The sequence below is a fragment of the Oceanotoga sp. genome, assembly GCF_030445905.1.
In the GTDB taxonomy this organism is placed as follows: Bacteria; Thermotogota; Thermotogae; order Petrotogales; family Petrotogaceae; genus Oceanotoga; species Oceanotoga teriensis.
Map to the genome: position 1 here is coordinate 64356 of NZ_JASUSU010000005.1, position 17291 is coordinate 81646.

The following is a 17291-nucleotide window of genomic DNA, read 5'->3' on the forward strand; positions in this document are numbered from 1 at the left end:
ATTTTATGTTACAAGAAATTTTGTTTTTTTAATTTTTGTTGAGTTTTGATTAAATTTAGTGTATAATTATTTCAGAGAGGGGGCGATGCAATGGATAACTTTACTAAAGAACTCAATGAATTAATAGAATTAAAGTATATAATTGACGCTTATGCTATGTATAAAAAAGGCAAAGGTAAAGTTCCAGTAGAAGAAATATATATAAATAATAAAATTAAAGAATCTTTAGATGATTTACTCATAAAAGATAAAGGTTTTATTGTAAAAAATACCGATGAAATTGAAGTAGATGCAATTCCTCCCGAAATAGACGCTGCAGATATATTAACAATAATAGAATCTTTAGAAGAGATGGGTTTTTTTACAGAATATGTATTTTCAAAAGATATGTCTGAAATGTTTATAAAAGTTAAAAAAGTAAAAGATATAAATTATTAAAGGGTGATAAAATGATTAGCACTAAACTTATAGTATATGGCAGAGTCCAAGGCGTAGGTTTTAGATTTTATATAAAAACTCAAGCTAATAAATATAATATAAACGGATATATTAAAAATTTAATAGATGGATCTGTTGAAATAGTAGCTCAAGGTCAAGAGAGTGATTTAAATAGTTTTAAAGCTTCTATAATTAGAGGCAATGGTTTTTCAAGAGTTGAAAATATTGAAGAAGAACGGTTTAGTGAAAAAAATTTTTCACTATTTTCTGTAAAATATTGAAGAGAGGTAAATAAAATGTCTTATTTAAAATATAGTTTAGGAGATATTGTAAAAGAAATAAAACTTCCAGATTCAAATGGTGTATTAACAGATGCATTGAATTCAAAAAATATAAAAATTATTTATTTTTATCCAAAAGATAATACTAAAGGTTGTACTATAGAAGCTTTAGATTTTACATCTAAAGTAAAGGATTTTAAAAAGTATAATACTGTAATATATGGTATAAGTCCAGATGAAGAAAAAAAACATTTTAATTTTATAGCAAAAAATAATTTAAAAATAACTTTATTAAGCGATACTGAAAAAAAAATACTCAATGAATTTGGAGTATGGCAAAAAAAGAAATTATATGGCAAAGAATATATGGGAGTTATAAGAACTACCATCCTAATAGACGAAAATAACAAAATAATAAAGATTTGGGAAAAAGTAAATGTTAAAAATCATGTGGAAGAAGTATTAAACTTTATAAAAGAAATGAAGCAATAGAAAAAATCTATTGCTTCATTTTTATTTATTCTTCTGATGTTGCAGTTAAAGTTCTTACTCCAAGTGATTCATCCATTCTCAATAATGCCATGACATTCTCATCAATTAATTCTAATCTATCAACTATTTCAGTTGCAGTTGCTTCTTCTTCAACTTGTTCAGCAACAAACCATTGTAAAAAATTATTAGTTGCATGATCGCTTAATTCAATTGCAAGATCTACCAATTTATTTATAGAATCTGTTATAAATTGTTCATGTGCCAAAGCATCTTTAAAAGCAGCTTGAACATTATCCCAATCATGTTTTGGTTCTTCTATCGCTTTTAATAAAACTCTACCGCCTCTTTCATTTATAAAATCATAAATTTTTCTCGCATGTATTTTTTCTTCAGATGCTTGTACATCCAACCAATTAGCAAAACCCTTTAAACTCTTGCTTTCAAAATAAGCTGCCATTGATTGATATAAGTAAGCAGAAAACAATTCTTTGTTAATCTGTTCATTCAATGCTTTTTCCATTTTTTCATTAATAGCCATATATAAATACCTCCTAAGATTAAAATTGTCTCTAATAAATTATAACATATTTAAATTAAAGTTCCAGGACTCTCTTTAATTTATTTGGAGATAATCTAAAATCAGATCCTTTTCCCTGTAAAAAATGATGTTTTTCTAAAAGATGCACAGATAGATCTGTATAAATTATAGTCTCATTTAAATTATTATTAGTTAAAATAACATTAATTTTTCTAAAAATGCCATCCTCAAATGGACAAGCTAAAAAACCTCTTGCTTCATCAACTTTTATTTCCCAATTTAAATATTTAATAGGTTCTCCAAAACCTTTTCTTCCTTTTTCTAATAATTCTTTCATCATCTCTGAAACTTTTTCAAATTCAAGATTTAATTTAAGCATTTTTTCTTCATCTTCTTCTATAATATCAACTAAAGATCTATCATCATCTCCTAAAAAACCATTAGCAGTTATTTCACCTGGTTGCATGTTATGTTGTGCCTTCTTTAATTCAGGAGTCATTTTCATTTTTATACCTCCTCAAGCAAATTTATCATAATAAATTTTTTCTTCTGATATGTCATTAGATGTCATGACTTTAACACATGCATCTATCATACCAGGACTTCCACAAAGATAACCTTCTCTTTCATGTTCTGGATTTAATTTAGTTTTTAAATATTTATCTAATACATCAGTTATAAGTCCTGTTTCTCCTTCCCAATTATCTTCGTCCATTGGATCTGAAAGTGCCGGAATAAAATGAAGATTAGGCATCTTTTTAGACAATTCTTTAAATTCTTCAATATAATATAGATCTTTTAAACTTCTCGCCCCAAAAAAATACCAAATTTCTCTATCTAAAATTTCTTTTTCATACATATCATAAATAATTGATTTTATTGGAGCCATTCCCGAACCACCTGCAACACATACCATATCTGCTTTTGTTTCTCTCATAAAAAAATCTCCAAAAGGCCCTACAACTTCTACATCTTGATTTTCTTTCAAAAAATCATGTACATATGTAGTTGCTATTCCACCTGGAACAAGTCTAATCAAAAATTCAACATGTGAATTATCTTTTGGAGCTGAAGAAATAGAATATGCCCTTTGTGTGCTTTCTTTTATTTTTCCATATGGAGGAACAACAATTTGTGCATATTGTCCTGCTTTAAATTCTATATTATCTGGATTTTTTAATTTAATATAGACTTCTTTAATATCATGAGTTACATTATTTATTTTTTCAACTTTAGCTTTATATTGTTTTACATAAAATAATTCTTCAGGTATTTCTATTGAAATATTAGATTTAACTTTAACTTGACAAGAAAGTCTAATTTTAGATTTTTTTTCCTCATCTGTTAATAATGGAGATTCTGTTGGTAAAATAGGACCAACATCCGATAATATTTTAACTTTACATGCACCACAACTTCCTTTTCCACCACAAGCTGAAGGTATAAATATACCTTGTTCTGCAAGTGTAAACAAAAGAGGAGATCCACCATCAACCTTAAGTTCTTTTGTTCCATTATTTATATTTATGTTTACTTCTCCATAATTATTGACTATAGAATCAACTATAGTAATAATCAAAGCAAGAACAGAAGTAAGAATTGCCACAATAATAGATGCTGATAATATTCCAGTCATATAATCACCTCACTGTACTGCAAGCATTCCGGAAAAACCCAGAAATGCCATAGCCATAAATCCTATAGTTATTAAAGTTATTCCAGGACCTTTTAATCCATATGGAACAGGAGCTTTGTCTACTTTTTTTCTTATTGCTGCCAATGCCATAATAGCAAGCCACCATCCAAGACCGGATCCCAATCCAAAAATAATTGATTGTATAAAAGAATAATCTCTTAACTGCATAAATAATGCAACACCTAAAATTGCACAATTAACCGTTATCAATGGCAAGAAGATTCCTAAAGCCATATATAAATTTTCGGATACTCTTTCTATTATCATTTCAAGAATTTGTACTACAGCTGCAATAACTATTATAAAAACTATATATCTTAAATATTCTAAACCAAAAGGTTCAAGTATATAATTATAAACTAACCAATTAACTGCAGTTGTTATTGTTAAAACAAAAGTCACTGCCATACCAAGACCATTTGAAGATTTATAATCTTTAGAAACTGAAATAAATGAACACATTCCTAAAAAGTTTGAAAGTAAAATATTTGATGTAAATATAGATGCAAAAAATAATACAAAAGGACTTATTTCAGGCATAGTTATTCAGCCTCCTTCTTAGACATAATCCCTTTAACAATCCATATAAAAATAGCCAACATAAAAAATGCACTTGGTGGCATAACCATAATCGTCCATTTTATAAAATTTTCTGGCATAATTTGAAACCCAAATATAGTACCAAAGCCTAGTAATTCTCTAAAAAAGGCTATAGTAAGTAAAACATACATATATCCAGTACCTGAAGTTATACCATCCCAAAAAGAAATAAAAGGTTTATTTGATTGTGCAAAAGCTTCAGCTCTTCCCATTATTATACAATTAGTAATTATTAATCCTACATAAGGTCCAAGCGCTCTACTTATATCTGGTAAAAAGGCTTTTAAAATTATATCAACAATTATTACATAAAAAGAAATTATTAATGTTTGAACTATCATTCTCACTTTTCGAGGTATTAATGACTTAATTGAAGAAATTGTAAAATTTGTAAATCCCATAACTAAAATAACTCCTATTGACATTATCAAAGTATTTTCAAGTCTATTTGTAACTGCTAAAGTAGAACAAATTCCAAGGATTTGAACAAATATGGCATTATTATTCCATAGATTATCCTTTAAGATTGTTTTATATTGAGCCATTATTCATTCACCCCCAATATAGTTTTAATTTTATATATAGTATCATTAGTAATTTTTTGAACAGATTCAGAGGTCCTTGTAGCCCCAGTAATAGAATCTATTTCACTATTTTCCTTATCTAAATCTCCTTCTCCACCACCAACTATAACTTTTATATTATTATTAATTATTTTTTCATTTTTAAATTGATCTTTAAACCATTCTTCTTCAATTCTTCCCCCAAGACCAGGTGTTTCATTATGTGAAATAAAATCTATTCCCAATATTTGACTAACATCAGAATTAACAGCTAATATTCCAGTTATTGTTCCCCAAAGTCCATTTCCAGTGAATTTAAATCCATAAAATTTCTCATCGTTTTTTTCATATTCATACAAAATTTCATCATTATATTTTTCTATTTTTATAGTATCTTCATATTTTTCAAAGGCTTCATCATCATTTTCATAAATTATTCCAAAAGCATTAAGAACAGCTTTTCTTTCAAATAATTGTTGATTTTTTACTATTTGTTCTTTAGTTAATTCATTTGCAAGTGCTAGAACAAAAACAAAAATAAAAGAAACAATAAATGTAAATATTATTGTATATGATTTACTTTGTTTTTTCATGATTTCACCTTCTTATTAAATTTAATCTGATCTAATAAAGAAGCAAATGTATTTCCCATTAAAACTGCAAAACTTGTTCCTTCTGAAAATAATGAAAAAGTTCTAATTAAAACAGCTGAAACACCTATTATAATTCCATAAATCCAATGAGACGAATTCTTTTTTGGCCCTGATACAGGATCAGTTGCCATAAAAACAGTTACAAACAATAAACTTCCAGACATAACAGCTTCAATTGGAGGCATTGCTCCAGATACATTAAAAAAATAAAGTATGGAACTTAATATTAAAGCACTCGAAAAAGTTGATATTATTATTCTCCAACTTGCTGTTTTTGTAACCATTAAATAAATTGCGGCAATTACAATAAGCCATATGGCACTTTCACCCATTGATCCAGGTCTTATGCCAAAAAACAAATCGCGAATAGAAAGATTATCTCCCATTCTGAGCATCTCTAAAGGTGTAGCGGTTGAAAGAATATCTGTTCCAAAATTTCCCGGTTTCATCCAACCAGTTGTCATAACATTCGCAAATGTTATATAAACAAAAAGACGTCCTGTAATTGCAGGATTGAAAATATTTCTTCCAAATCCTCCATAAACTTCTTTTCCAAATAAAACAGCAAAAATAGAAGCTATTAAGGCTATCCACCAAGGTGTTAAAGGTGGCATTGATAATACTAATAACATAGCAGTAACTAAGACAGCTTCGCTAACTTTTTTCTTTCTATTTTTTTCAAAGATGTATTCTACTCCTATACTCGAACCAAAAACTATGGCAGATAACATCAATAGTCTCCATCCATATAAATAAAAAGAAAAAATATAGATGGGAATTAAAGAGTATAGCACTCTTCTCATCATTATCTGTTTCTGAAACATGAGATGCACCCCCGAATGTTAATATTTTTTTATTAAATCCCATTATATTTTAACACAAAAAGCATAATTTATCAACATTACATTAAATAATGACCCATAAAAACGAATAATTTATCAATTTTATTATTATATTAAAAAATAAATTCTGTTATAATTGTAATACATAATATTAAGAGGTGATAGCTTTGCAAAATTTAGTGGATAGATTTTTAAAATATATCAAAATATATACAACATCTGATGAGAATTCAGATACAATTCCTTCAACAAAAAGACAATTAGTTCTTGCCGAAGAATTAAAAAAAGAATTGATTGAAATAGGTTTAGATGAAGTATCGCTTGATGAAAATGGTTATTTGATGGCGACTATACCTTCAAATATAGAGAAAAATTGTCCTGTAATAGGATTTATAGCCCATATGGATACATCTCCAGATATGTCTGGAGAAAATGTGAAATCTAAAATTATAAATTATAATGGTGAAAAAATTATTTTAAATGCTGAAAAAAATATTTATTTAGATCCAAAAGATTTTCCATCATTAAATGATTATAATGGAAAAACAATCATAACAACAGATGGAACAACTTTACTAGGTGCCGATGATAAAGCAGGAATTGCTGAAATAATTACAGCTTCGGAAATATTATTAAAATCTGATATAAAACATGGAAAAATAAGAATATGTTTTACCCCAGATGAAGAAATAGGTAGAGGAGCAGATTTTTTTGATGTGAAAAAATTTGGAGCAGATTTTGCTTATACTATTGATGGAGGACCTCTTGGAGAACTTGAATCTGAAAATTTTAATGCAGCAAGTGCTAAATTTTATATTCAAGGTAAAAATGTACATCCTGGAACAGCTAAAGATCAGATGATTAATTCTATACTAATAGCAAATGAATTGATATCTTTATTTCCAAAAAATGAAAGACCTGAAAATACCGAAAAATATGAAGGTTTTTTTCATATAAATGATATTAATGGTTCTGTAGAGAAAACTACTTTAAATATGATAATAAGAGATCATGATAAAGAATTATTTGAACAAAAAAAAGATTTTGTTCAAAAAGTTGTTGAAAAAATAAATAAAAAATATTCTAATGCTATCAAATTAGAATTAAAAGATAGTTATTACAATATGAAAGAAATAATTGAAAAAAATCCTCATATAATGGATTTGGCAAAAAAAGCTTTTTTAAATTGTGATGTAACTCCTAATATAAAACCTATAAGAGGCGGAACTGATGGTGCAAGACTATCATTTATGGGTCTCCCATGTCCTAATATATTCACTGGAGGACATAATTTCCATGGAAAATATGAATACGTTGTAATCGAATCTATGGAAAAAGCTGTTCAAATAATAGTAGAAATTGCTAAATTAAATACTGAATTTTAAGTAAAAAGAATAGTTGGAATCAACCAACTATTCTTTTTATTTTATTCAAATATTCTAAGATTTTTTTCTAATGCATATTCTGGTAAAAGATCTTTTAAAGCTTTTAAATAATCTTCTCTTTTTATATATTTTATAATTTCATTATTTTTTATTTCATTTAAAACAACAACATTTTGCATTCTTGCATCTTCAAGATTTTCATCAAATACTCTGTAAACTTTTATATTTCTTTCTTTACAAATTTTATTTATATCTTCATTAGTAATTTCTTTATCTTTTCCTAAACGAACAGAAAGTGTTTGCCAAGATGTATCATAATATATTAAACTTCCACCATCTTTTAAAAACTCATTTACTCCCCTTAAGGCTTCGGTTCTTTCAAGAGAAATAACTATGTCTGCATATCCTTTTTTTATTAGAGCCGAATGTATTCCTTCTCCTATTCTAACATGTGATTGTACAGTTCCTCCTCTTTGTGCAAGTCCATGTGTATCAACTCCCATAACTGGAAGTCCAGCATAATCTGCTGCTCTAATGATAACTTCACTTAATAATCCTATTCCTTGTCCTCCTACACCTATTATATATATATTTTGTCTCATATTTATCCCTCCTTAATTATTTTTGGGTTTTATTGCTGAAGTTGGACAAGTTTGAATACAAGAACCATCGCCAATACAAAGATCTTCATGAACCCATATATTTCCTTTATCATCTTTTTGAAAAGAAGGACAAGCAAAATCTTCTATACAATAATTAGAATTATTACATATATTTTGATCAATAAATACATGTCTATTTTTATAAGTTCCTTTTTTTCTCTGTTCTCTTGTAAATTTCAACATACAAGGATGTTTAGCTATAACTACTTTTAATCCTTTTATTTTTGAGGTCTTTTTTATTATTTCAAAAAGTTTGTTTTGAGAATATGCATCAACTTCAAATATATTTTCAACACCTATTCCTTCTAAAACTTTTTTCAATGGTATTTCTTTAGTCTTTTCATTAAAATTACTTCCAACCGCTGGATGATCTTGATGACCAGTCATAGCTGTTGTACCATTTTCCATTATTATTAATGTAAGATTATGTTGATTAAAAACAGCATTTATTATTCCTGGTATTGCTGCATGGAAAAAAGTTGAATCTCCTAAAAAAGATACTATATTTCTTTTTTCATTAAACAATGAAAGTCCTGATCCTGTAGATATTGAATGTCCCATCGATAATAACACTTCACCCATTTCATATGGTGGAAGATATCCAAGTGTATGGCATCCTATATCAGCAACTGTTATATCTTCAGAATTTAAAGCTTTTTTTATAGCATAAAACGCTGATCTGTGTCCACATCCAGGACACATTTGAGCTGGTCTTTTTGGTACATTTATTTTTTTATTTATATTTATACTTTGAAAAATTTCTGGCCATGTATTATTCATTATTTCTTGAACTTTATCTGGAGTATATTCACCTATAAATTCATTGATATCAAATTTACCCATTATTTTAGTATATATTTTGTTATCATAAGCTATTCTTTTTATATTTGTTTCAAGAATATCATCGAGTTCCTCTAAAATTTTTATTTCATCATGACTATTTAAAAACGATTTTATTATTCCTTCTTCTAATGGGTAAACAACTCCAAGCTTTAATATATCAGGTTTATCTTCAACTTCTTCAAGTACATCAAGTAAAGATAAATATGGAACTCCCATTGTTATAATTCCTTTTTTAGAATTATTATTAAACAATTTATTTATATTTTTTTCAGAAGTTAGTTTTTTAAATTCATTCAATTTTAATAAGGCATTTTTTTTCATATTAAATACTTCAGAAGTTATAGGTATATAAGGTCCATTTTTTTTATCAAATTTTGATTGTTTAGAAATATTTTTTATTTCATATTTTTTAAAATGAACTTTTTGTTTAGCATGACAAACATGCGTAGTAAGTCTCAAAATGACTGGCATTTTCATTTTTTTAGAAATTTTTGTTGCTTCAATATACATTTCATATGCTTCTTGAGGAGTTGAAGGTTCTAATACTGGTATATATGTCATTTCAGCATAATGTCTATTATCTTGTTCATTTTGAGAAGAATTAGCTCCCGGATCATCACCTAAAATAATTACCATTCCACCTATCAACTCTAATAATGCCAATTGAACAAATGAATCAGCAGCTACGTTGAGACCTACAGATTTAAAAAATACTGTTGATAAATGCCCATTAACACTAGCGCCAAATGAAACTTCAGTTGCTACTTTTTCATTTGTAGAAAATTCAAAATAAAAAGGCCTTTTTTCAGATTTAATACTTGAAATTGCAGTCGCAATTTCAGGTGTTGGCGAACCTGGATAAGAAGTTACTATTTCTGTCCCAGCTTCTATCATTGCTCTAACAATGGCTGTATTTCCTATAACAATCTCGGAAAAATTTTCATTTCTTAAGAGCATATCCCCCATTTTTTTCATTTTTATTCCCCCTTTGTCAATATTTATATTCTTCAAGAAGATATTCATAATCATCAAACCAAAATGCTCTTGGATTTCTTTTATATATCATAAATTTATTTTTATTTTCTTCTTTATTAGCTCTATGGTATTTAAACATTATTTTATCTTTTGTAATTCCACTTATTTCTATTTTTCCTGTTTCATGAGACATGACAAATTTTGGCCTTTTTGCAAGACCTGATATTTCTTCAAGAGCTTTTAAAAAATTTATATATCCTTTTTCAACTTCTAATGCAAAAGGTTTATTACCCATTACAGGTCTATTTTGAAAAACATAGTATGGTGGGACTCCAATATAAGATAGTTTTTGGAATAATTTTTTTAATGTTTTTACATCATCATTTATTCCTTTAAGTATAGGTGTTTGATTTACAACTTGTGCACCATTCTTTAATAAAATATCTATGGATTTAATAGTATAATGTGTAATTTCATTGGGATGGTTTATATGAAGCATAAAATATAATCTTTTTTCTGGAGTAGAATAATTTTGAATTAAACTATGTAAAGTTTCATCTTCAATAATTCTAAAAGGATAAAATGCAGGTAATTTTGTTCCTATTCTTATTATTTTAATATGATCTATATCTCTCAACTTTTTTATTATATCATTCAATTTTTTTGTAGATAATAAAAGCGGATCTCCGCCTGTCAATAAAACATTAGTAATTTCTTTATTTTCTTCTATATATCTTAAATCTGTAGTTATATCTCTCGTTACTTCATCACCTATATTTATGAATAATCTTTTTCTAAAACAAAATCTACAAAATCCACCACATAAATCGTTTATAAGCAATAAAACAGTATCTTTATATTTATGCTGCAATCCTTTGGATATAGTATAAGAATATTCTTTTGAAGCATCTTCAATACCCCATTCATCTAATTCTGAATACTGTGGAATAATAATCTTTCTTATTGGATCATTTTCATCTTTCCAGTCTATAAGTGATAAATAATATTCATTAGATCTAAATTTGTATTTTTTTGATACCTCTTTTAATTTTTCTAATTTCTCTTTAGATATATACTTCATATTATCAAGTTTATGTATATAATTTACTTTCAAAAAAATCCCCCCTTAATTAGTAAAAGAAAATAATCAATCTAAATATTTAGATATTAGATCGATTACTTCTTCACTTAATTTTTTTAATAATATAGGATATACTGTTGAAAAAATAGAATATAATATTGAAGTTATATACATGAAGAATTCTGAATTAATTTTATTAGGAAGTTTTAGTCCAAAAAAATTAATCATCAATAGAAAACTAATAAAAGTTGTTAATATTATGATTATATTTTTCAGGATTTTTTTATTTACAGTTTTATAAATAAAAACTGGTAAAAATATTAATAATAAAATACCTATACTTTCAATGACAAAACCAGAAATAAATATTAAAAACAAAAAAACAAATGTATATATTAATGAATATCTTAAGCTTAAAAAGAATATCGGCATAGGCATGATAAAACTTATAATATTAGGAGCTATTTTTAAATATTTTAAAGATATAAATAATATATAAAAAAGCCCCGTTAATATAGATGTTTTTATAATTTCATTTTTTATTTTCATATCATATCAAAAGAAACTACAAATATCTCCACCCATACATTCACATAATGTATCGGCACATACCAAACCACCTAAACATTGTAAACATTCACCACAATCATTTCTTCTATAAGTATAGTATCCAGCCTTAAATTCATTAACTTTGCTTTTAAGCTCTTCATCTTTTTTATATTCATCATATAGGTCTTTAAATTGACCATTTAATATCTTGTTTTTCACATCTTTCATTATTTTCCCCTCCATTTAATATAGAAGTTATTTTATATCTATGATAATTGATAGAAAAACTTAAGAGTTTTTTAACTAAATGTTTATTATGTAAAGTGTATTTTTCATATTCTTCCATAATATCCATTGAACATAGATCATAAGTAAATAAAAGTCTTTCTTTATCATTAATTTCTAATTCTTGTAAATCTTTAATATCAAAAGAATTTGAAATAGCATTAAATTTTTTTCTTTTAATATCTTTAGAAAAATCATAAATTGAATCAACTATATAAATCAAAGTACCTATACTTACTGGTAATGTTGCATTTTGGGCATTAAAAAATTTCTTAAATAATAAGTTCATCAAAAGTTGTGTCGGTTTTGCATAACAGTCTATATCTAGTCTTGATTTTTCTATTTCATCTTGATATTCCATTAATTTTTCATATTCACATAAAAAATTATTATCATATTCATTTGAAAGTTTTTCTTTTATTTTTTTTAAAAATTTTAAAGAAATTGGATATCCTTCAAGTTTATAATCTATAAGTTTACCATATATAATTAACAGATTCAAATATGAATATTTGTCTAAAAATTCCATTTGATTTGGTCTATATCTCGTTCCAAATTTCATCCATGGACATTTGAATTCTTTTATATCTTTTGTTTCATTTTGCATAATAGAAAAAAGAACAACTTCTTTTATTATAGTTGGTCTATATAAATTACCAAAATTTGCCTTTAAATTATGACACATTCCACAATAATGATATAAATAATTTCTTCTTTCTTCTTCACTTGGCTTAAAATAAATAGAAATATATCCGTACATATTTACTCCCTAACTTGTATAACTTTTTGACTTTTAAAAGTTATGTTATTTATTGTAAAACTGAAATTAATATTATATCTTCCAATTTTATCTAAAGTTATTTTTTTTAATTTTTCAAGATCAAATATCTCTTTATTTCCATATCCAGCTATTCCAACTCTTATTATTTTATCATTTGAATAATTATATATTTCTTCTTCAGTATCAGAAAAAGATACATTAAATGCTATATTTTGAATTATAAATCCTTTATCTTCTGGAGATTTATTTTCAACATAACCTTTAAAATATAAATCTTGATTTTTTTCAAATGTACTCATTGTAAAATTATTAATTCCTAATAAATCAGTTTTTTCCTCAATTTTATCCATTATATACATATTAAAGTATATGGATTTTTTCAAGCTATTCAAATCTATTAAGACATTATAAATTCCTTTTTTAAATTTTTGAGAAAGTTCCATTTCAAATTTCTTATTCTGCATAACAGGAATATTTATGCTTCCTAAATTAAAATTATCTTCATAAATTTTATTGTCTTTTTCAAAAATACTAATCTTACCATCTAAAGTAGAATTTATTGTATCTTTAGTTATATTTTCTAACTCAAAGTTAATGATAGGTCTTTCAGATATCAAATAAAAATCTTCTTTAGTATAAGCATTCAAAGAAAAATCATGTCTATAATCAAAAAATCTTTTTAAAATTATTGAATTTTCATTATACTTAAAAGACGCCCTTATTTCATAAAGACCTTTATCAAGTTTTGAGATTTCTTTCTCTTTTGATAAATCAAATATGAGTCTCGTTTGAAAAGAATTTAAATCTGTTTCTATTTCTTGAGGATATAAGAATGAATATACAACTTTTGAAGTATCTTTTTTTATAATAAAAAAAGAAAAATCTTGTATTTTTACTTTTTTTGTATTATTTCCAGTATTTTGCATTTCCACTGTGACATTAATGTTGTCTGGATAATTAAAAATTTCATCATTTCTTAAATAAAATGATATTCCATCTATTACAACATTATATTCTAAATTAAATTTATTGAGTTTTGGCCCTATAAATATAAAAAATAATGTAGCTAAAGATAAAAATATCAATAATAAAAATGTTATTTTTTTTGTATTTTTATATTTGTTTTTTCTTTTTTTATTCTTTTCTTCATCAACTTTTTTCCATTCTTCTGGACTTTTTGAATAATAATTCATAAACCACCTCTAAAAATATAATAAACCCTTTTCTTTAAGATCTTTAAATTGTTCTTCTTTAGATATAAAATTAAAATTTTTTATTCTTTCGAAGTTTAAAGTATTATTTAATAAATATTTTTTTACATCATCATTTAATATTAAGCAATCAAAAATACTAAAAAATCCTTTTTTACCAGTATTCATACATTCTTTGCAACCTTTACCTTTACAATTTTTACAAATACCTGGTAATAATCTTTGATTGAGTATCATGTCTGTAAACTTTATTATTTCATTTTTAATACCCATAGAATAAAATCTATTTAAAACATTTTCAATACTATCAGAGTGTACAGTACTAAAAACATAATGACCCGTAGTTATTGTTTCAAATAAAAATTTTGCATATGATCTTTCTCTTATCTCACCAACAGAAATTAATTCTGGATCTTGTCTTAAAATATACTTTAAAATGTCAATACTTTCATTATTAAGTAAAGATATTTGAACTATCCCAGATATGATATATTCAATCGGATTATCAATAGTGTGTATTTTCATTTTATCTTTTAATTTATTCAAATAATAATTTAAAGTTGTTGTTTTTCCCGATCCTGTAGGACCAGAAAATATTATAAGTCCACTTTTATTATTTACATATTCTAATATCTTTTTTTCTATTTTTGTAGGAATATTTATATTTATTTTTTCAATATTTTTTAATTTTCTCATAACACAACTTATACCAAAAAAAGATTTCATAAATGAGACTCTATAGAAATTATCATTTAATTCGAAAGAACCATCTAAATTTTTAAAGTCTTTTATTATGTCTAATCCACAATTTATAAGTATTCTATTTAAAAGTCTATTATATTGATTTTTAAATATTTTTTCTATTTTTATGAGATCTCCATTATATCTAACACTTATATCAACAAAATCTTTATGAGGAGTAAAATGATAGTCTGTTATTCCATCATTATTCAACTCATAAAAAATTTTATTATATATATTATCATTATCTTCATTCTTTAAATTTTTAATGTTTATATTTTTATTCGCCCATAACATTTTCATTTAAAAACTTTTCAAGTTTTGACATTTCATCAGTAACTATCGTTTTTCCAAACTGTCTGTATAAAGCTGGTTGTTCATAAAGATCAAGATAATTGTCTTCTCCAGGTAATTTATCATATCCAGAGGCAACAACTGTAACTTTTATAACTTCTGGTGGCATTTCAACTATAGAAATTCCCATTTTGAGTTTAGCATCATCAATTGCATAAGATCTAAGAATTTCATTTATTATTCTAACATCTTCGGTTGTAGGATTCTTACCAGCTATGTTTACCAATGCAGCATTAGCATTTCTAACTTGATCTTCAAGTAATTTTGAATTCAATGCATTTTTTATAGCATCTTCAGCTCTTCTTTCACCTTTTGCCAAACCTATTCCAAGCATAGCTGAACCTTTTATTTTTAAAACAGATGCGACATCAGCAAAATCAAGATTTATCATTCCTGGTTTAGTTATCAAATCTGATATACCTGTTATAGCTTGGTATAAAATATCATCAGCTTTTTCAAAAGCTTTATCTATAGGTATATTTTCTCCATTATCTATTAATTTATCATTTGAAATTTTTATTAAACTATCAACAGAATGTTTTAAATTTTGTAAACCATTTAATGCCAATCTCTCTTTTGTAGATCCTTCAAAATGAAAAGGCATTGTAACTATGGCAACAGTTAAAATTCCCATATTAGTAGCAATATCAGAAATAACTGGTGCTGCACCAGTTCCAGTTCCACCGCCAAGTCCAGCCGTTATAAACAGTAGATCTGTTCCTTTAAGAATTTCTTTAATTTCATCAGTGCTTTCAATCGCAGAATCTCTCCCCACTGAAGGATCTCCACCAGCACCTAATCCTCTTGTCAATTCTTTTCCAAGTTGGATTTTAGACTCTGTTGGATTGGATTCTAAAACTTGGACATCTGTATTAGCTGCTATAAGTTCGACATCTTCAACACCTTTTGTCACCATTCTTTGTATTGCGTTATTTCCAGCTCCACCGACTCCAATAACTTTTATAGTATAATGAGATTTCTTAGAAAATATATTTTTAGTTTTATCATTATCATCAATTTCAAAAGGCATCATCTTCACCCCCGGTGAGTTTTTGCATGATCGATTTAAAAAAACCTTTTTTATTTTTTTCTTTTTTTTCTTTCTTATCTTGAGTTGGTTCAGCATTTTGATTAGTATTGTCAACCGATTCAATCATATCAAGTCTAAATCTTTCAACGATACCAAAAACTGGCAAAAATTCAGGATCATTTTTTAATTCATCGGGAACTTCATAAAACATGTTCAAAGTAAGATTTCCTTTTCTAAAATTACTTCCCATCAAATCTTTAATAGTCATATCAACATTTTTAAGATTAGAGCCTCCTCCAGTTATAACAATTCCTCCTTGAAGTGCTCCAACTTCTGATGTTTTTTCATATCCGATTTTTGAAAGTTCTCCATTAAGTCTACTTATTATTTCTCTTATTCTTGCAAATACTATTTTATTTAAAAGATTTTGTGAAACATATGAGTAACCACTACCAGATATCAATTCAAAGTCTATTTTTTTTATAGTTTTAGTATCTCTAAGACATACAGCTTCTTCAACTAAAAGTCTATGAGCTTCATCTTCCGAGGTTTTAAGGACATTACAAATATCTTTTAAAACATATTTCATACCATAAGAAAAAGCATAATACAATTTTGGTATACCATTTTTAAATATTACAATTCTACACATATGATAACCAAAATCTATAACAGTTACTCCTATATCTCTATCATTAGCATTTGTAACCGCATATGCCGCAGACAAAGCCGAATCATAAATTGGTATTTGTGAATCAACTATTATATTTTTAAATACATTTATTAATAGAGCAAATGAATTTTCAGGTACCCAAACAATATTTAATGAAGTACTTAATGATTCTTGAACAAAAAAAGATATAGGATTTCTAACGCTTTTATTATCCAGTATGAATTTCATAAATTTTGAATCAAGAATAATCTTAGATTCATCTGTATATTTTGATACTATATGATTTTTTATTTTTTTCAAGTCTGAATCTTTAATTTCTTTTTTCTGAGAATATTCTGCAGTATAATTTTCTTGATCTATATACAAATTGTTTGTAGAATATCCTATCGCAACTTCAACATTTTTAGTCTTTTTAGGCAATTCATTTTGAAAAGAGTTTATTATTGAAGTTATAGTTTGTCTTATCGCTTCAACATCTTGAATCTCTCCATTTATAATTCCATCAGATTTTATTTTTTTATAATTTAAAGGTTTAAATTTATCATTTTCATATTCAAAAAGAATACCTTTTGTATAATAACTACCTATATCTAAACCTATTAAATACTCTTTAGCCAT

At 26.0% G+C, this 17291-nt stretch carries 21 protein-coding genes; 4 read left to right on the top strand and 17 right to left on the bottom strand.

Annotated features, from left to right (window positions below):
- Positions 1-90 precede the first annotated feature (90 nt).
- From PWP28_RS02515 to PWP28_RS02525, 3 genes are read left to right on the top strand one after another with little or no spacing between them, the layout of a single operon-like run.
- A complete protein-coding gene (locus tag PWP28_RS02515) occupies positions 91-438 on the top strand; it encodes a hypothetical protein (RefSeq protein WP_109603551.1) in 348 nt (115 codons plus the stop codon).
- Between the two features lie 11 nt (positions 439-449).
- Positions 450-719: an acylphosphatase gene (locus PWP28_RS02520; protein WP_109603552.1), complete on the top strand. Its 270-nt coding sequence runs from the start codon at positions 450-452 to the stop codon at positions 717-719.
- 15 nt (positions 720-734) lie between these two features.
- Positions 735-1211 carry a peroxiredoxin gene (locus tag PWP28_RS02525; protein ID WP_308644203.1) on the top strand — a complete coding sequence of 159 codons (477 nt, stop codon included), beginning with the start codon at positions 735-737 and terminating at the stop codon, positions 1209-1211.
- 25 nt (positions 1212-1236) lie between these two features.
- Here PWP28_RS02525 and PWP28_RS02530 read toward each other — a convergent pair whose 3' ends face one another.
- Genes PWP28_RS02530 through PWP28_RS02560 form a run of 7 tightly spaced genes read right to left on the bottom strand, consistent with a single transcriptional unit; the run spans position 1237 to position 6085 of the window.
- Positions 1237-1749, bottom strand: coding sequence for a ferritin (locus PWP28_RS02530; RefSeq protein ID WP_264150057.1), 513 nt, complete (start codon positions 1747-1749; stop codon positions 1237-1239).
- Positions 1750-1804: 55 nt separating this feature from the next.
- The gene (locus PWP28_RS02535; RefSeq protein ID WP_109603555.1) at positions 1805-2254 is read right to left on the bottom strand and encodes a hypothetical protein; all 450 of its coding nucleotides are present in this window, start codon (positions 2252-2254) and stop codon (positions 1805-1807) included.
- Positions 2255-2266: 12 nt separating this feature from the next.
- Positions 2267-3385, bottom strand: coding sequence for a 2Fe-2S iron-sulfur cluster binding domain-containing protein (locus tag PWP28_RS02540; RefSeq protein WP_308644204.1), 1119 nt, complete (start codon positions 3383-3385; stop codon positions 2267-2269).
- A gap of 9 nt (positions 3386-3394) precedes the next feature.
- Entirely contained in the window at positions 3395-3985 is a 591-nt protein-coding gene (locus tag PWP28_RS02545) for an NADH:ubiquinone reductase (Na(+)-transporting) subunit E (protein ID WP_109603557.1), read from the bottom strand.
- A gap of 2 nt (positions 3986-3987) precedes the next feature.
- Positions 3988-4590 (bottom strand): NADH:ubiquinone reductase (Na(+)-transporting) subunit D, encoded by a 603-nt coding sequence (locus tag PWP28_RS02550; RefSeq protein ID WP_206050481.1) that lies wholly within the window; start codon positions 4588-4590, stop codon positions 3988-3990.
- Positions 4590-5201 carry an FMN-binding protein gene (locus tag PWP28_RS02555; protein ID WP_109603559.1) on the bottom strand — a complete coding sequence of 204 codons (612 nt, stop codon included), beginning with the start codon at positions 5199-5201 and terminating at the stop codon, positions 4590-4592. Before PWP28_RS02555 ends, PWP28_RS02550 begins: the two co-directional genes overlap by 1 nt.
- Positions 5198-6085 carry an RnfABCDGE type electron transport complex subunit D gene (locus PWP28_RS02560; protein ID WP_109603560.1) on the bottom strand — a complete coding sequence of 296 codons (888 nt, stop codon included), beginning with the start codon at positions 6083-6085 and terminating at the stop codon, positions 5198-5200. Before PWP28_RS02560 ends, PWP28_RS02555 begins: the two co-directional genes overlap by 4 nt.
- A 185-nt stretch (positions 6086-6270) precedes the next feature.
- Between PWP28_RS02560 and pepT the strand changes: the two genes are divergently transcribed.
- On the top strand, positions 6271-7488 hold the full coding sequence (pepT, locus tag PWP28_RS02565; protein ID WP_305081868.1) for a peptidase T: 1218 nt from the start codon (positions 6271-6273) through the stop codon (positions 7486-7488).
- A gap of 41 nt (positions 7489-7529) precedes the next feature.
- Here the strand turns inward: pepT and PWP28_RS02570 are convergent, their stop codons facing one another.
- From PWP28_RS02570 to PWP28_RS02615, 10 genes are read right to left on the bottom strand one after another with little or no spacing between them, the layout of a single operon-like run.
- Positions 7530-8090 (bottom strand): 2-oxoacid:acceptor oxidoreductase family protein, encoded by a 561-nt coding sequence (locus tag PWP28_RS02570; protein ID WP_109603562.1) that lies wholly within the window; start codon positions 8088-8090, stop codon positions 7530-7532.
- A gap of 12 nt (positions 8091-8102) precedes the next feature.
- A complete protein-coding gene (locus tag PWP28_RS02575; protein WP_109603563.1) occupies positions 8103-9968 on the bottom strand; it encodes a thiamine pyrophosphate-dependent enzyme in 1866 nt (621 codons plus the stop codon).
- Between the two features lie 16 nt (positions 9969-9984).
- Positions 9985-11082, bottom strand: a complete 1098-nt coding sequence (locus tag PWP28_RS02580; RefSeq protein WP_240597457.1) for a KamA family radical SAM protein — start codon at positions 11080-11082, stop codon at positions 9985-9987.
- 33 nt (positions 11083-11115) lie between these two features.
- Positions 11116-11598: a hypothetical protein gene (locus PWP28_RS02585; protein ID WP_264150053.1), complete on the bottom strand. Its 483-nt coding sequence runs from the start codon at positions 11596-11598 to the stop codon at positions 11116-11118.
- Between the two features lie 6 nt (positions 11599-11604).
- Entirely contained in the window at positions 11605-11826 is a 222-nt protein-coding gene (locus PWP28_RS02590; RefSeq protein ID WP_109603565.1) for a hypothetical protein, read from the bottom strand.
- Positions 11786-12643 carry a DUF5685 family protein gene (locus PWP28_RS02595; protein ID WP_109603566.1) on the bottom strand — a complete coding sequence of 286 codons (858 nt, stop codon included), beginning with the start codon at positions 12641-12643 and terminating at the stop codon, positions 11786-11788. Before PWP28_RS02595 ends, PWP28_RS02590 begins: the two co-directional genes overlap by 41 nt.
- 2 nt (positions 12644-12645) lie before the next feature.
- Positions 12646-13857 (bottom strand): hypothetical protein, encoded by a 1212-nt coding sequence (locus PWP28_RS02600; protein WP_264150052.1) that lies wholly within the window; start codon positions 13855-13857, stop codon positions 12646-12648.
- 9 nt (positions 13858-13866) lie between these two features.
- Positions 13867-14919 carry a GspE/PulE family protein gene (locus PWP28_RS02605; RefSeq protein ID WP_109603568.1) on the bottom strand — a complete coding sequence of 351 codons (1053 nt, stop codon included), beginning with the start codon at positions 14917-14919 and terminating at the stop codon, positions 13867-13869.
- The gene (gene ftsZ / locus PWP28_RS02610; RefSeq protein WP_109603569.1) at positions 14897-16000 is read right to left on the bottom strand and encodes a cell division protein FtsZ; all 1104 of its coding nucleotides are present in this window, start codon (positions 15998-16000) and stop codon (positions 14897-14899) included. The genes PWP28_RS02605 and ftsZ overlap by 23 nt, the downstream gene beginning before the upstream one ends.
- The gene (locus PWP28_RS02615) at positions 15990-17291 is read right to left on the bottom strand and encodes a cell division FtsA domain-containing protein (protein WP_264150050.1); all 1302 of its coding nucleotides are present in this window, start codon (positions 17289-17291) and stop codon (positions 15990-15992) included. The genes ftsZ and PWP28_RS02615 overlap by 11 nt, the downstream gene beginning before the upstream one ends.

Excerpts from the sequence above, each read along its gene's own strand:
- PWP28_RS02515 (WP_109603551.1), top strand. The coding sequence starts at position 91 with ATGGATAACTTTACTAAAGAACTCAATGAATTAATAGAATTAAAGTAT.
- PWP28_RS02520 (WP_109603552.1), top strand. The coding sequence starts at position 450 with ATGATTAGCACTAAACTTATAGTATATGGCAGAGTCCAAGGCGTAGGT.
- PWP28_RS02525 (WP_308644203.1), top strand. The coding sequence starts at position 735 with ATGTCTTATTTAAAATATAGTTTAGGAGATATTGTAAAAGAAATAAAA.
- PWP28_RS02530 (WP_264150057.1), bottom strand. The coding sequence starts at position 1,749 with ATGGCTATTAATGAAAAAATGGAAAAAGCATTGAATGAACAGATTAAC.
- PWP28_RS02535 (WP_109603555.1), bottom strand. The coding sequence starts at position 2,254 with ATGAAAATGACTCCTGAATTAAAGAAGGCACAACATAACATGCAACCA.
- PWP28_RS02540 (WP_308644204.1), bottom strand. The coding sequence starts at position 3,385 with ATGACTGGAATATTATCAGCATCTATTATTGTGGCAATTCTTACTTCT.
- PWP28_RS02545 (WP_109603557.1), bottom strand. The coding sequence starts at position 3,985 with ATGCCTGAAATAAGTCCTTTTGTATTATTTTTTGCATCTATATTTACA.
- PWP28_RS02550 (WP_206050481.1), bottom strand. The coding sequence starts at position 4,590 with ATGGCTCAATATAAAACAATCTTAAAGGATAATCTATGGAATAATAAT.
- PWP28_RS02555 (WP_109603559.1), bottom strand. The coding sequence starts at position 5,201 with ATGAAAAAACAAAGTAAATCATATACAATAATATTTACATTTATTGTT.
- PWP28_RS02560 (WP_109603560.1), bottom strand. The coding sequence starts at position 6,085 with ATGTTTCAGAAACAGATAATGATGAGAAGAGTGCTATACTCTTTAATT.
- PWP28_RS02570 (WP_109603562.1), bottom strand. The coding sequence starts at position 8,090 with ATGAGACAAAATATATATATAATAGGTGTAGGAGGACAAGGAATAGGA.
- PWP28_RS02575 (WP_109603563.1), bottom strand. The coding sequence starts at position 9,968 with ATGAAAAAAATGGGGGATATGCTCTTAAGAAATGAAAATTTTTCCGAG.
- PWP28_RS02585 (WP_264150053.1), bottom strand. The coding sequence starts at position 11,598 with ATGAAAATAAAAAATGAAATTATAAAAACATCTATATTAACGGGGCTT.
- PWP28_RS02590 (WP_109603565.1), bottom strand. The coding sequence starts at position 11,826 with ATGAAAGATGTGAAAAACAAGATATTAAATGGTCAATTTAAAGACCTA.
- PWP28_RS02595 (WP_109603566.1), bottom strand. The coding sequence starts at position 12,643 with ATGTACGGATATATTTCTATTTATTTTAAGCCAAGTGAAGAAGAAAGA.
- PWP28_RS02600 (WP_264150052.1), bottom strand. The coding sequence starts at position 13,857 with ATGAATTATTATTCAAAAAGTCCAGAAGAATGGAAAAAAGTTGATGAA.
- PWP28_RS02605 (WP_109603568.1), bottom strand. The coding sequence starts at position 14,919 with ATGAAAATGTTATGGGCGAATAAAAATATAAACATTAAAAATTTAAAG.
- ftsZ (WP_109603569.1), bottom strand. The coding sequence starts at position 16,000 with ATGCCTTTTGAAATTGATGATAATGATAAAACTAAAAATATATTTTCT.
- PWP28_RS02615 (WP_264150050.1), bottom strand. The coding sequence starts at position 17,291 with ATGGCTAAAGAGTATTTAATAGGTTTAGATATAGGTAGTTATTATACA.